The sequence below is a fragment of the Ensifer sp. LC163 genome (genome assembly GCF_001695855.1).
GTDB lineage: Bacteria > Pseudomonadota > Alphaproteobacteria > Rhizobiales > Rhizobiaceae > Ensifer.
The window spans coordinates 510373-523234 of the sequence record NZ_MBSS01000023.1; the positions used below are offsets into that span (position 1 = coordinate 510373).

Here is a 12862-nt window from a genome sequence, read left to right on the forward strand (position 1 = left end):
GAAGATGCTTCGACGTTCAGCCCGGCCTGCGCCCTGACGCACGAGCAAGGTGATGTAAGGCGGGGGCGATATCGCCAGCATGAGGTGTGTGCGCCCAACGCTGGTCATTGGCCGCGAGCGAGGCGTTCGTTGCTCGGCCCAGCGCAAAACGGGGACTTGTCACCAATGAACGCGCGTGCAAATATGCTCGCGTGTGCAAAGGAGTCATGCCCGAATGAACCTCGAACGACCACTCTATTCGAACGATCTTGAGGGTCGGGCAAAGCTCTGCCGGGACGTCATCCTGTCGGCCGGAGCGCTTGTGCTCCGCGGCTTTGAAAACAGCGCGACGCGCGGCTATTCGATGAAGGGTCCGCAGGACTTTCTGACCGAAACGGATGCCGCCTCCGAGGCGCATATCCGCAAGGCGATCGCCGACCACTTTCCTGACGACGCCTTCTTTGGCGAGGAGGGCGGCGGCTCGATCAGCAATCGTCTCTGGGTGGTCGATCCCGTAGACGGTACGGCCAATTTCGCCCGCAGCATTCCGCACTTCTGCATCTCGATCGCCTATATCGAGAACGGTCGGACGGAGATCGGCGCCATCTACAACCCCGCGCTGGACGAGCTCTATTTCGCTGAGCGCGGCGCGGGCGCGACCCGCAATGGTCAACCGATCGCCGTTTCCGCCACCACCGCGTTCGAAACGGCGTCGGTGGAAATGGGCTGGTCCGGTCGCGTGTCGAACGAGATTTATCTCGAAACCATCCGCGATCTGCTGGCGCTCGGCACCAATGTTCGCAGGGCGGGCTCGGGCGCGCTGGCGCTTGCCTATGTCGCCGACGGCCGTTCGGATGCCTATGTCGAACTGCATATGAACTCCTGGGACTGCGTGGCCGGATTGCTGCTCGTTGCCGAGGCCGGCGGCGACGTTTGTCCCTTTATGGAGATCGGTAGCCTTCGCGGTGGTGGACCGGTTCTGGCGTCCGCACCAGGCATCGCCGGTGGAGTAAGCCGGGCATCGCTGATACCGATCGCGTCGGCAGATGGGCCAGTTGCCGAACTGCGGCTCGCCTGAACGGTTGCGCCAAAAGACGCGGAGACTGAGAATCATGGGCATGCCTTTCGGCGCCGCCCGATCTGGAAAGGGAAACGGCATGGACGCACCGGTATATGCGCGCCCGGCGATCAGTCTGATCGCCAAGGGCCTGGGTCCGCACAAATCCAATCTCTATATCGGCGGCAGCGACGGCGCATGCGATCTTGATTTGCTCAAGCGACACGGCATCTCGATCGTCGTCAACTGCGCGATCAATCTTGACATCAACTGGGTGCGTGGGACCGCCGACGACGATCCCGGCGACCTGCGGCCGAGCGGCTACGCCGATATCCGCTACTACAAGCTCGGGTTGATCGACGGCGAAGGCAGCCCGGACACGATGATGCTCGGCGCCTATTACATCCTCGACGGCGCGTTGCGCCAAGCAATGCCGAAGCGCGAAACCTATCCCTTTGCCGATGGCGGCAATGTGCTGGTCAACTGCCGCGGCGGACGCAGCCGATCGGTCTCGCTGGTGGCGCTGTTCCTGCACAAGCAGCAGCCGGAGCTGTTCCCGACGCTCGATGCTGCCGTTACCCATATCCGCGAGTATCGCGAATTGCGTCCGGACGAATGGTTCGAAACGCCCAAGCCGATGCTTTACGAGGCGGCGCGCCGGGCGTCGGGATGGATCGACATGATCGCCGGCAAGACATCCGGGCAGGGCTGATGTTGAAGCGCAGCCAACCCAGCATCGCCGTCATCGCCGATGCGCATTTCCACGATCTTGAAGGCGACTTCGATTTCCCTGGCATGACCATTGACGGTCCGCGGATGATGGTTCGCAGCTGGGCGGAAACACGTCAGTCGACCCGCGTTTTCAACGAAAGCGCCAGGGCACTTTCAGTGGCATTGGACGAGGTCAGAGATCGCGGCATCCGGCACGTCGTCCTGCTCGGTGATTACACGGATGACGGCCAGCGACAGACGACCGCAAGCCTGCGCCGCATCCTTGACCGGCACGCGAACCAACACGGAACCGCGTTTTACGCCCTGCCTGGCAATCACGATATTTTCGGCCCGAGGGGACGCCACCACACCAAGGAATTCCTGGATCAGGATGGCGCCGGCGTCTGGGTAACGAGCGATCCGGCATCGACTGCTGAGGGCGCAATCGTCACCCCACGCATGTATTGCGAGGGATATCCGGCCGGCCTCGACTCGATGGCCGCCTATGGCTATTTTCGCAAGCCCGAATATCTCCATTGGGAGACGCCGTTCGGCCTGTCCGACGATATCGAAAGCCGGCGCTACGAGGTCGACTCGCCGGATGGAAGCAACCGGTACTCGTTGATGGATGCCTCCTATCTGGTGGAGCCGGAGCCGGGCATCTGGCTGCTGATGATCGACGCCAACGTGTTCGAGCCGCGGGACGGCACATTCATAAACGGCGAAGAAGCGGCCTTCGTCGACAGCACCGCCGCCGGCTGGAATGCCATGCTGCGTCTGAAACCCTTCATCGTTTCCTGGATCACGGACGTCTGCGCCCGGGCAAAAGCGCTGGGCAAGACTGTGCTCGCCTTCTCCCATTACCCGGCGCTCGATCCGTTCGACGGCGCGACCGGGGCCGAGCGCGTGCTTTTCGGCGAAACCAATGTCGCCCGGCGCACGCCCCGCCAAGCCGTGACCGACGCCTTGCTTGGCGCCGGGCTGAGCGTGCACTTCAGCGGCCACCTTCATGTCGAGGGCGTGACGCGGCGGGGTCGCGGCGAGCGCCAGCTCACCAATGTCGCAGTGCCGTCGCTGGTCGCCTATCCACCGGCCTTCAAGGTCATCCAGCCGGCGACCGGCGGCATAGTCGTCAATACCGTGGAGCTGTCGGCGACGGCGGTGGATCCGCGCCTGCCGCAGGCCTATCGCCGCGAGACGGAACGGCTCGGTGAAGCAGGCGACGTCGCCTTTGATGCTGTGGATTATGGCGCCTTCCTGCGGGCTCATAAGCTGGCTTTGGTTTACCATCGCTATTTTCCAAAGGAGTGGCCGCAGGATGTCGTGAGCCGCGTCTCAGCCGCCACGCTTGCCGATGTCTGCGTGGAGTTCCTTGGCGCTGCGGCAGTAACGCCGGCGTTGCACGCGCTTGCAAAATCTTCTGGAATGACAGCGGAACAGGTCGCGGCTTGCGGCATGATCGATGTCATCGCCGACTGGTACTGCCTGCGCCAGGCCGGCTTCCTGGCGTTGCCGGCCATATCGCAAGAGCGGCTGCGGCTTTACCGCGCCCTTTCCGACCGGTTCGGCCGGGAACCGGAGGAGGGATGGAACGGCTCTGTCGCCAGTTTTCTGTCGATCTTCCTTGGCGCGTTTGCCGCTTTCCTCGATCGAGCTGAAAACGGTGCGCGGCAGATCGAGATCACCTTGCAGCCAGAAGCGAAGGAGGTTGTTTGACCATGGATCAGCAGTCGTTTGTCGTATCCGGTCGGGGGGCGAAGCCGCCATCGAGCGTTCCGGAGTTGAAGGAGGCGTTTCGCCTTCGGGCCCGCGGGCTGAAAGGCGGGCGGCTCGAAGTCGCCAAGTTCACCCTGTCGCATCCCTACGACGTCGCCTTCGCCAGCGCACGGGAAGTGGCTGAGCGGGCCGGTGTTTCGACCACCACGGTCATGCGGCTGATCAACGACCTGGGCTTCGAGAAATACGCTGCGTTCCAGCAACTCTTCCGCGAGGAGCTGCGGCGCGGTAGGCAGTAAAGCGCTGCCGTCAGCCGCATTAGGCCAAAACGGATCGTCCGAGCGGAGTTGAGTCCATGGAATCGACCATCGTCAGCATCAACCTCTTCGGCGCCGTGGCGCTGCTGCTGTTCGGGCTGACGGAGGTCAAGAACGGCGTGCAGCGTGCCTTTGGCGCCAGGCTGAAGACGGGGTTGGCCGCCGGCACGCGCGATGGTGTGCGATCCTTTCTCGCCGGTCTGGTCGCAACTATCGCGCTGCAGAGCTCGACCGCGACGGCGCTGATGATCGCATCCTTCACGGAGCGCAATCTCGTTGCGCCGGGCATGGCGCAGATCGTGCTTTTGGATGCGAATGTCGGAACCGCGATGACCGCCTGGATCGTATCGCTCGGGACGCCATCAATCTCGAACATATCGGCGACATCATCGAGAAGGACCTGCTTGCCGAACTGGCAAAGAAGATCGCGCTGGGTCTGACGTTTTCGAGGGATGGCCACGAGGAACTGACGCGGCTGTTTGCGATCACGCTCGACAATCTGCGCATGGCGCAGACGGTGTTTGCGACCCGCGATGCGGCTTTGGCCCGGCGGCTGGTGGAGGTGAAGGAAGACGTGCGCCGCCTCGAACGGCAATTGGCCGAACGGCACCTGCAGCGGCTGCGCGATGGCCGGGCGGAAAGCATCGAAACGAGTTCGCTGCACCTCGATATGCTGCGTGACCTCAAGCGCATGAACGCCCATATCGCGTCGGTTGCGCACCCGATCCTCGACGACGGCGGTCTGCTGATCGAAAGTCACATCCGGCAGGTCGGCTGATTTCGAGAGCGCCGCCCGGAGGAAGGGTTAACGCACCGTCTTGCGCTCGATCATCGACACGGGCACCACTTGCAGCCGGGTCGCGGGCTCGTCGGTTTCGAGCGCCGCCAGGACGTTGGCGGTCAGCGCCGACAAGGATTGCTCGATGGTGGTGAGCTCGTAGCTCTTCCAACCCGCCTGCGGAATATCGTCGAAACCGACGATGGACACGTCCTGCGGCACGCGGCGTTGCATCTCGATGCGGGCGGCGTCGAGAAAGCCGAGCGCCAACAGGTCGGTGACGCAGAAGGCACCGTCAATCCTCTTGTCCCTCAAGAGATCGCACCCGGCCTGATAGCCGCTTTCGTAGCTCGTCGGCCCGTCCGACCAGGCGACCACCTCGATGCCGGCGGTCTGCATCCTTTGCGTGAACGCCGTCGCTCGCCGAACCTGGGCCGGCGTCTGGCTGCCGCTGGAGACGACCGCAACCTTGCTGCACTTGGCGGCGATCAACCGGAGCGCGGCCAGATCGGCACCGCGTGAATCGTCGCTCAGCACCATGTTGGTATCGGTGCGGTCGAGCCGTTGATTGACCAGGATCAGCCGCACGCCGTTGGCGATACATTCGTCGACGATCGAGGACGGCGGCTCGCCGGAAAGCACGACGATCGCCTGGGCGCGGAACTCGAACAGCAACTCGATCAGCGGCGCGATATCCTTGCGGGCATCCGCGGCGTTCAACAGCAGGCACTGAAGCCCGCGCCGGAGCAGGCCGATGCTGAGCAGATCAAGCTGCTTGGAAATGAACGGTGCACTGAGGTTGGTACCGACGACGCCGATCAGGTTCGAACGGTCGTTGTTCAATCCCTGAGCCAGCCGGTTGACCCGGTACCCGAGCTCGCGCGCAGCCTTCAGCACCTTGCGCCGGACCGACTGCGAGACGCTGGCGCCCGGCGTGAACGTCCGCGAGACGGCCGAGCGCGAAACACCCGCGCGCTTTGCGACTTCCTCGGCCGTGACGAACCCTCGTGCCATGGTTTCCCTCAAGAATCAGCTCGCGGCTATCTGGGCCACAAAAGCCGGTTCATTCCAACGAAAAAGTGTCGTTTGCCTCGGCTGGCGGTGTCGCGTGAGCGCTGCGCGGCCGCCGGAAATTCGGCTGTTTGGTTCGCCGTTCCGTATGCGGCTGGCGCGTCTTCGTCGACCAGTCGCGTGGCTATGATCACGTGTTCGAAACAAGTCTCGCTGTGACGAAAAAATATAACGTGAAATCAATAAGATATATCACTGCGCACGTGTGCATTTTTTTATTGACAAGTCTGCCCTCTCAATGGATCATGCGTTCCATGGGCGGCTCAGAAATGGAATTTTTGTTCCGCCTATGTTCGTGATGATGGCGCCGGCCTCTGAGGAGTGGCTGGCTGCTGTCGGACCCGATCCGATCCGGACAGGATCGTTGATCGGGGTCAGTCGCGAACAGGGAGGATTGGATCGATGACGGCGTATCGCGTTCTCGCGGCAGGTTGCCTTGCTCGACATGGAGCAGGGGCGGCTGCCCGCGCGGCTTTCCCTGACCTCCCCGTTCGCATGTTGGCTCGGCCGCGAGGCGCCCGGCGCATCGCCGGATCGTATTGCGAGGCGAGATCTCAAGGGGACAGAGCATGGCTTTTCTAAGTGATTCAGCGAAGGCGCCGCGGGCGGCGAGCGGTGGGGCCGCTGTGCCTTCGTCCTGGCAGGTTTGGCGGTATCGGTTGAAGGTCGCCTCCCGGGAGCCGACGACATTGATCGGGGTGCTCACCGCGCTGCTCTTCACCTATCTGATCGTCGTGCCGATCATCTCCATCGTGCTCGATTCCGTGCGCGTGCAATTTGGACATGAGCGCCGGCTCGGCAAGGATTTCGGTGACCTGACGCTGTACTATCTCGACCGGACGTTCATGTCCCCCGTCTCCGTCGATCTCTTCTGGCGGCCACTGTTCAACACGCTGTCGGTTGCCGTCGGTGCGATCCTGTTGTCGCTTTTGATCGGAACCATTCTCGCCTGGCTGATCAGCCGCACCGACATGTTCGGGCGGCGCTGGTTCGCGACCGCCCTGATCGTGCCTTACATGCTGCCCGCCTGGACCTTTGCGCTCGCCTGGACCACGCTGTCCAAGAACCGCACGGTCGGCGGCCAGCCCGGCTGGTTCGAGGCTCTGGGCTGGGCGCCACCGGACTGGGTTGCCTATGGCCGCTTTCCGATCACCATCATTCTCGCCCTCCACTACGCGCCTTTCGTCATCCTGCTGTTCGGCTCGGCGCTCCGACGCTTCGATTCCCAGCTGGAAGATTCCGCCCGCATCCTTGGCGCCAAGCGCTACCAGGTGGCAATGCAGATCATCCTGCCCTTGATGCGTCCGGCGCTGATGTCTTCGATGATCCTGATCTTCGCAAAATGCTTGGGCGAGTTCGGTGTGCCGTATGTTCTCGGCCTGCCGGTCAAGTTCGAGGTGCTTTCGACCTCGCTCTTCCGCAGTATCGCCTCCCGGCAGACCGGCGTCGCCGGCGTCGTTGCCGCCTCCATCATGCTGATCGGCATCATCACCCTGATGATCGATGCGCGTCTGGTGCGCGAAGCGCGCCGCTTCGTCACCATCGGCTCCAAGGGCTCGATGAACCGGCAAAGCCGGCTCGGCAAGCTGAGGCTTCCGGCCACGGGTTTTGCCGCGACCATCTTCATGCTCAGCGTCGGCCTGCCGCTTTTGACCCTGTTCCTGTCGACGGTCATGAAGCTGCCGGCACAGTTCACGCTCGACAACTTCACGCTCGACTACTGGATCGGCCAGGACCTTCATACCGTGGCGCTGCAGACCGGCGTGCTCCTGAGCCCCGATCTCTGGGCTGCGGCGAAGAATACGCTGATGATCGTCGGCCTCGCTTCGCTGGCCTCGGGCATTCTCGGCCTGCTTGTCGGTTATGTCGTCATCCGCACGCCGGTCCGGGTCCTGTCGGTCTATCTGCGCCAGGTGACGTTCCTGCCCTATCTGGTGCCGGGGATCGCCTTTGCGGCTGCCTATCTCTCGCTCTTTGCGGTTCCCAGAGGCCCGATGCCGGCGCTCTACGGCACCGTCACCATCCTGGCGCTGGCGCTGATGGCGGACCAGATGCCTTATGCCTCGCGGGCCGGGATCTCGGCGATGACCCAGCTTGGCAAGGATCCGGAAGAGGCGGCCCAGATCGCCGGTGCCGGCTGGTTCCGCCGCATGATGTCGATCGTCATCCCGATCCAGAAAGGCTCGCTCGTCACCGGTGTGCTGCTGCCGTTCATCTCGGGCATCAAGGGCCTCAGCCTGTTTGTCATCCTCGCCGTGCCCAGCACCGACGTGCTCACGACCTATTCGCTGCGGCTCGTCGACTACCACTACACCCAGGCGGCAAACGCGGTCGTGCTGATCATCGCGGCGATCGCCTATCTCGGAACACTGGCAGCCCAGAAGCTGACCAAGACCAATCTTGCAGAAGGACTCGGAAGCTGATGCCCACTATCAATCTGCGCGGCGCCCAGAAGAATTACGGCGTCAACTCCGCCAATGCCGTCTCCAACCTTGATCTGGAAATTCGCGACGGCGAGTTCATGTGCCTGCTCGGGCCCTCGGGCTGCGGCAAGACGACGACATTGCGCATGATCGCGGGCCTGGAAAACCTGTCGGCCGGCGAAATCCGCATCGGCGACCGGGTGGTCGATTCGATCTTCGACGGGGTCTTCGTGCCGCCGGAGAAGCGCGAAATGGGTCTCGTGTTCCAGAGCTACGCGCTCTGGCCGCATCTGACCATCGAGCGCAACACCGACTTCGGCCTGCGGCTGCGCAAGCTGCCGAAGGCCGAGCGCGAGGCCCGCGTCGAAAAGGTCATGCAGGCGCTCGACATCGCCAAATACCGCGACCGCTATCCGTCGCAGCTTTCCGGCGGCCAGCAGCAACGCGTCGCACTCGCCCGCATGCTTGCGGTCAATCCGGGCGTGCTGCTGCTCGACGAGCCGCTGTCGAACCTCGACGCCCGGCTGCGTCTGGAAATGCGTGCCGAACTCAAACGGCTGCACAAGGAATTCAAGACGACGATCGTCTTCGTCACCCACGACCAGTGGGAGGCCATGACGCTGGCGACCACCATTGCGGTGATGAACGAAGGCACGCTGCAGCAGATGGGCACGCCGAACGACATCTATGATCGTCCGGCCAACCGCTTCGTCGCCGAATTCGTCGGCAGCCCGCCGATCAACATCCTGTCCTTCGACAAGAAGGCCAAATCGGATGTTGCCAAGGAGGCGGAAGCTTACCTCTCGAACCGCTACCCTGGCCTGCTCGGTATCGGCTCCGTCGGTATCCGCCCGGAGGCGCTCAGCTACGCCACGCGGAAGGAGGACGTTCCGCCGGGCAGCTTCAGCGGCAAGATGGTCGTCACCGGCATCCTGCCGACCGGCGGCAGCTGGATCCTGGAGTTGAAGAGTGACAACCACACGCTGTTCCTGACGACGCACGCGCTGCCCCGTCTGGAGCTCGGAGAAAAGGTCCGTTTCTGCGCACCGCCGGAGGCGCTGCATGTCTTCGACAAGGACGGCCAGCGCATTGCCGAGGCCGACAAGCTGCTGCGCAGCACGAAGCTGAACTGACGACAATACTGATCACATCAACCGAAAGACGAACACCGCTTACTGAGGAGGAGCAGTCGATGCATTTTCGGAAGAATGGAACGGCAGACAATAAAAGGCGCTGCCTATTGTGGACCACGGCCTTTGCCGGCCTCTTGGCCGGGCAGGCCATGGCTGGGGACGCCTTCGACCTGAACGCCCTGGTCGAGGCGGCCAAGAAGGAGCCGCCGATCACCGTCTATGACAGCACCGGCAAGATCGTCGAGATGGCCAAGGCGTTTTCGGCGAAATATGGCGTCGCCGCCGAGGGGTCGAAGGTCAAGGCGACGGCGCAGCTGGAAATGATCATCCGCGAGGCGCGCGCCAACAACGTCCAGGGCGACGTTTCGATCATCAGCGATGCGCCGGCGGCCATGGCCCAGCTCATTCCGCAGGGTTTTGCCGAGAGCTGGCTGCCGCCGGATCTTGCCGCGAAAATCCCGGAGCAGTACCAGAATCCTCTGACCGTCGTGACCAGCGCCAACGTCTGGGCCTACAACACCGAGATTTTCGACAAGTGCCCGGTCAGCAATATCTGGCAGCTGACCGGTCCTGAGTGGAAGGGCAAGATCGCCATGCAGGACCCGCTCGGTAAGGCGTCCTATGTCGACTGGTTCAACCAGATGGCAAAACACGGCGATGACAAGGTCGCTGCCGCCTACAAGGAGCTCCACGGCAAGGAACTGGAACTGGACGACGGCAGCGCGACGGCGGCCTGGGTGAAGGTGCTTGCAGCCAACGCACCGCTCTTGACCGATGCCGATGCAGCCGCGGCCGACGCCGTCGGTGCGCCCGGCCAGTCGCAGCCATTCATGGGGCTGATGAGCTCGGCAAAATTCCGCGACAATGCGGAGAAGGGCATGAAGCTCGGGCTCTGCAAGGACCTGAAGCCATGGCTCGGCTGGATGTATCCAGGCGTCGGCCTGATCACCAAGGGCACCAACAGCCCGAACGCGGCAAAACTCTTCATCCATTACGTCATGACGGCCGAAGGCATCGCGCCGCAGGCGGCCGACGGCAAGATGTCGACCAATAGCGACGTCGCGCTTCCGGCCGACGAACCCTCCGGCATCGGCAAGGTTCTCGATCAGGTTCTGCCCTACCAGATGGAAACGAGCCTCGACGATTGGGACGCGCGGGAAACCTGGCAGGACTTCTGGCGTGTGAACTACCAGAAGTGATGGCTCGGTCCGGCGGATGCCGACATGGAACGCAGTGCATTGCGCGACCGCCCCATTGTCTGGGCGGTCGCAGGCAGCCTGCCGTTGCGCCCACGTAAATTAGAACGATCGAAGTTCGGAAAGCCGAACACGGCTTCCTTGGGAGGGGAAGAGATGAAGGCAGCAACCAACATACGGCATGGAATGACGATGACGGCGGTCGCGCTTGCGGCCGGCCTGTTTTCTGCGCCTGCCCATGCGGCCGACGACTTCGATCTTGATGCGCTGATTGCGGCGGCAAAGAAGGAAAAGCCGATCAACGTCTATGACAGTACCGGCAAGATCGTCGAAATGGATGTGGCGGCCGCGACCTTGATCCTGAAGAATGCCGACGGCCGTTACGGTCCCCTGACGCTCGGCAAGGTGCCCGCAGACGCGCCCGATTTCATGTGCCCCGGCTATATCGCCACCGGCGCGGGCGGAAACTATCCGACATTGCAGCGCGTGGTGCGGGCGATCTCGGCCACACGCATTGCCGTGTCGGCAAGCTGAAACGACAGCGGGGAGAAAATGTTGGACATAAGCCAGGAAACCGAGACGAAGGGCCAAGCATCGGCCGAACTTGCCAAGCTCAGCCTCGTTTACGAACAGCACCCGCTCTATGGCGTCGATATCTATATCGCCGGCAAGGAGGGGACGAGCGACCTCGATCTTCTCCGACAGAATGGCATCACCACTGTCGTCAACTGCGCCGTCAATCTCGACTTCAATTTCGTACGGCAGGCGCAACTGGTGTCCGATCACGAGGGCAGCGTCTATGGTCCGGGCGAGATCCGCTATTACAAGATTGGGCTAATCGATGGCGGCGGCAATCCCGACACGCAGATGCTGGCGGCGCACTATATCCTGCGCGCGGCATTGGAACAGGTACTGCCGGAAAAGCCGTCCTATCCGCGCCGGGAGATGGGCAACATTCTCATCAACTGCCGCGGCGGCCGCTCGCGTTCGGTCATCGTCGTGTCGCTGTTTTTGCACCTGACCTTGCCAGCCGAGTTCCCGACGCTGGACACAGCGATCGCTTTCGTGCGCAACCGTCGTGGCCTGCCGGAGAACGAATGGTACAAAGCGCCGAAGGCGGTGCTGATCGAGTCCGCTGAGCGCGCCGCAAACTGGGCGAAGACGATAGAAGGCCAGTAGCGCCAACCCTGCACTGCTCACAGCGAAACAGTCTCTTCGCCCGCTGGCGGAGGCCGACGCTGGGCCGATCCGGCGGGCAGACAATCTCTTGGTGGCAGCGCTTGGGCGCAGGAAACGGGTTGAATTCGCCCGCGTTCCGCACGATTTTCATGATCATGTGAAAATGCGAGGGCGGTGCGATGGCGCAGACAGTTCAAAACTATCTTATCTTCGAGACCGCTGCCGGCTTCTGCGGCATCGCCTGGAACGCCGTCGGCATCACGCGCTTTCAACTGCCGACCAAAAAGGCGCAGGACACCGAACGGCTGCTGCTGCGTCGGCTTGTTGCCGGCGAACCGGGCACGCCGACGCCGGAGATTGCCGATGCGGTTGCCGCGGTTCAACGCTACTTCAGCGGTGAACAGGTCGATTTCTCCGATATCAAGCTTGATCTCGAAGGGCAGGATCCGTTCTTCAGACAGATCTATGCCGCTGCCCGCAGGCTCGGATGGGGGCAAACCACCACCTATGGCGCCTTGGCAAAGGAACTCGGCGTCGGCCCCGAGGCCGCGCGGGATGTCGGTCAGGCCATGGCGAAGAACCCGGTGGCGCTGATCATTCCCTGCCACCGGGTGCTGGCCGCCGGCGGCAAGGTCGGCGGCTTTTCGGCTCCAGGCGGCTCGACATCGAAGATCCGCATGCTGGAACTCGAAGGCGTGCGTCTCGGACCGCCGGAACCCGCCCAGCAATCGCTGTTTTGAGCACGGCGGCGTCTGCCGTCGGTTTCAGCGAAACAGCCGGTCGACGTAATCGCGGCCGAGGCCGATCCTCTCGTAGTGATCGCGACAGAGCGCGATATAGTTGTGCACGTCGAAGAAGCCGTCCGGCTCGCCCTGTTCGTCCAGCCAGATCAATGGCCCTTTGACCTGGAAGAACACCTTCATCGGCTGCTCGTGTTCATAGGCAACCAGCGTATGCCCCTCGCCGGGCGTCTCGTAGACGAAATCGCCGGCGGTCGCGGTCCAGTCGTGTTCCAGATAACCCCATTTTCCCGAGATGGTGTAGGCGAAGACCTCATGCGGGTGATAATGCCGGTTCACCAGCCCGGCCTTCTTCGCCATCAGAATGTCGCACCATTTGTTCTGTGTCGGGGAAATCCACAGTGGACGTGAGGAGACCGTTTCGGTGAAGGGCACATAGAAGCGCTCGTCATCGGTTGCGGCGTTCTTGAGATAGACCTCGGGCAGCGCGTCCGGCTGGAACACCTTGGTGATCGGCTTCAGGTCCTTCCAGAATTCGGTCGTTGCAAGCTCAGGCATCGTT

At 62.6% G+C, this 12862-nt stretch carries 11 protein-coding genes and 2 pseudogenes; 11 read left to right on the plus strand and 2 right to left on the minus strand.

From position 1 onward, the window contains the following. Positions 1–214 precede the first annotated feature (214 nt). From BC360_RS20510 to BC360_RS30950, 5 genes and pseudogenes are all read left to right on the plus strand, one after another. The gene (locus BC360_RS20510; protein WP_065796699.1) at positions 215–1057 is read left to right on the plus strand and encodes an inositol monophosphatase family protein; all 843 of its coding nucleotides are present in this window, start codon (positions 215–217) and stop codon (positions 1055–1057) included. Between the two features lie 79 nt (positions 1058–1136). Further along, positions 1137–1748 carry a dual specificity protein phosphatase family protein gene (locus BC360_RS20515; RefSeq protein WP_065785297.1) on the plus strand — a complete coding sequence of 204 codons (612 nt, stop codon included), beginning with the start codon at positions 1137–1139 and terminating at the stop codon, positions 1746–1748. Further along, positions 1748–3463, plus strand: coding sequence for a metallophosphoesterase family protein (locus tag BC360_RS20520; protein ID WP_065796700.1), 1716 nt, complete (start codon positions 1748–1750; stop codon positions 3461–3463). Before BC360_RS20515 ends, BC360_RS20520 begins: the two co-directional genes overlap by 1 nt. Positions 3464–3465: 2 nt before the next feature. Then, the gene (locus tag BC360_RS20525) at positions 3466–3762 is read left to right on the plus strand and encodes a MurR/RpiR family transcriptional regulator (protein ID WP_065785240.1); all 297 of its coding nucleotides are present in this window, start codon (positions 3466–3468) and stop codon (positions 3760–3762) included. Positions 3763–3818: 56 nt separating this feature from the next. Next, positions 3819–4558 (plus strand): annotated as a pseudogene (locus tag BC360_RS30950) (PhoU domain-containing protein). Positions 4559–4585: 27 nt separating this feature from the next. Here BC360_RS30950 and BC360_RS20540 read toward each other — a convergent pair. Then, on the minus strand, positions 4586–5572 hold the full coding sequence (locus BC360_RS20540; protein WP_065796703.1) for a LacI family DNA-binding transcriptional regulator: 987 nt from the start codon (positions 5570–5572) through the stop codon (positions 4586–4588). 626 nt (positions 5573–6198) lie between these two features. Between BC360_RS20540 and BC360_RS20545 the strand changes: the two genes are divergently transcribed. The 6 genes and pseudogenes from BC360_RS20545 (at position 6199) to BC360_RS20570 (ending at position 12300) form a co-directional block, all read left to right on the plus strand. Continuing rightward, the gene (locus BC360_RS20545; RefSeq protein ID WP_065796704.1) at positions 6199–8052 is read left to right on the plus strand and encodes an ABC transporter permease; all 1854 of its coding nucleotides are present in this window, start codon (positions 6199–6201) and stop codon (positions 8050–8052) included. After that, positions 8052–9185, plus strand: coding sequence for an ABC transporter ATP-binding protein (locus tag BC360_RS20550; protein ID WP_065796705.1), 1134 nt, complete (start codon positions 8052–8054; stop codon positions 9183–9185). Before BC360_RS20545 ends, BC360_RS20550 begins: the two co-directional genes overlap by 1 nt. Before the next feature lie 59 nt (positions 9186–9244). After that, positions 9245–10384 carry an ABC transporter substrate-binding protein gene (locus BC360_RS20555; protein ID WP_065796706.1) on the plus strand — a complete coding sequence of 380 codons (1140 nt, stop codon included), beginning with the start codon at positions 9245–9247 and terminating at the stop codon, positions 10382–10384. Positions 10385–10717: 333 nt separating this feature from the next. Then, positions 10718–10915, plus strand: a pseudogene (locus tag BC360_RS30955) (inositol monophosphatase); the annotation flags it as partial. A gap of 18 nt (positions 10916–10933) precedes the next feature. Beyond that, a complete protein-coding gene (locus BC360_RS20565) occupies positions 10934–11560 on the plus strand; it encodes a dual specificity protein phosphatase family protein (RefSeq protein WP_065796708.1) in 627 nt (208 codons plus the stop codon). A 179-nt stretch (positions 11561–11739) separates the two neighbouring features. After that, a complete protein-coding gene (locus tag BC360_RS20570) occupies positions 11740–12300 on the plus strand; it encodes a methylated-DNA--[protein]-cysteine S-methyltransferase (protein WP_065796709.1) in 561 nt (186 codons plus the stop codon). Between the two features lie 24 nt (positions 12301–12324). Here BC360_RS20570 and BC360_RS20575 read toward each other — a convergent pair whose 3' ends face one another. Then, a complete protein-coding gene (locus tag BC360_RS20575) occupies positions 12325–12858 on the minus strand; it encodes a 2,4'-dihydroxyacetophenone dioxygenase family protein (RefSeq protein ID WP_065796710.1) in 534 nt (177 codons plus the stop codon). Positions 12859–12862 lie beyond the last annotated feature (4 nt).

What these genes read in the sequence shown, in the direction of transcription:
- BC360_RS20510 (WP_065796699.1), top strand. Translation starts at nt 215, where the DNA reads ATGAACCTCGAACGACCACTCTATTCGAACGATCTTGAGGGTCGGGCA.
- BC360_RS20515 (WP_065785297.1), top strand. Translation starts at nt 1,137, where the DNA reads ATGGACGCACCGGTATATGCGCGCCCGGCGATCAGTCTGATCGCCAAG.
- BC360_RS20520 (WP_065796700.1), top strand. Translation starts at nt 1,748, where the DNA reads ATGTTGAAGCGCAGCCAACCCAGCATCGCCGTCATCGCCGATGCGCAT.
- BC360_RS20525 (WP_065785240.1), top strand. Translation starts at nt 3,466, where the DNA reads ATGGATCAGCAGTCGTTTGTCGTATCCGGTCGGGGGGCGAAGCCGCCA.
- BC360_RS20540 (WP_065796703.1), bottom strand. Translation starts at nt 5,572, where the DNA reads ATGGCACGAGGGTTCGTCACGGCCGAGGAAGTCGCAAAGCGCGCGGGT.
- BC360_RS20545 (WP_065796704.1), top strand. Translation starts at nt 6,199, where the DNA reads ATGGCTTTTCTAAGTGATTCAGCGAAGGCGCCGCGGGCGGCGAGCGGT.
- BC360_RS20550 (WP_065796705.1), top strand. Translation starts at nt 8,052, where the DNA reads ATGCCCACTATCAATCTGCGCGGCGCCCAGAAGAATTACGGCGTCAAC.
- BC360_RS20555 (WP_065796706.1), top strand. Translation starts at nt 9,245, where the DNA reads ATGCATTTTCGGAAGAATGGAACGGCAGACAATAAAAGGCGCTGCCTA.
- BC360_RS20565 (WP_065796708.1), top strand. Translation starts at nt 10,934, where the DNA reads ATGTTGGACATAAGCCAGGAAACCGAGACGAAGGGCCAAGCATCGGCC.
- BC360_RS20570 (WP_065796709.1), top strand. Translation starts at nt 11,740, where the DNA reads ATGGCGCAGACAGTTCAAAACTATCTTATCTTCGAGACCGCTGCCGGC.
- BC360_RS20575 (WP_065796710.1), bottom strand. Translation starts at nt 12,858, where the DNA reads ATGCCTGAGCTTGCAACGACCGAATTCTGGAAGGACCTGAAGCCGATC.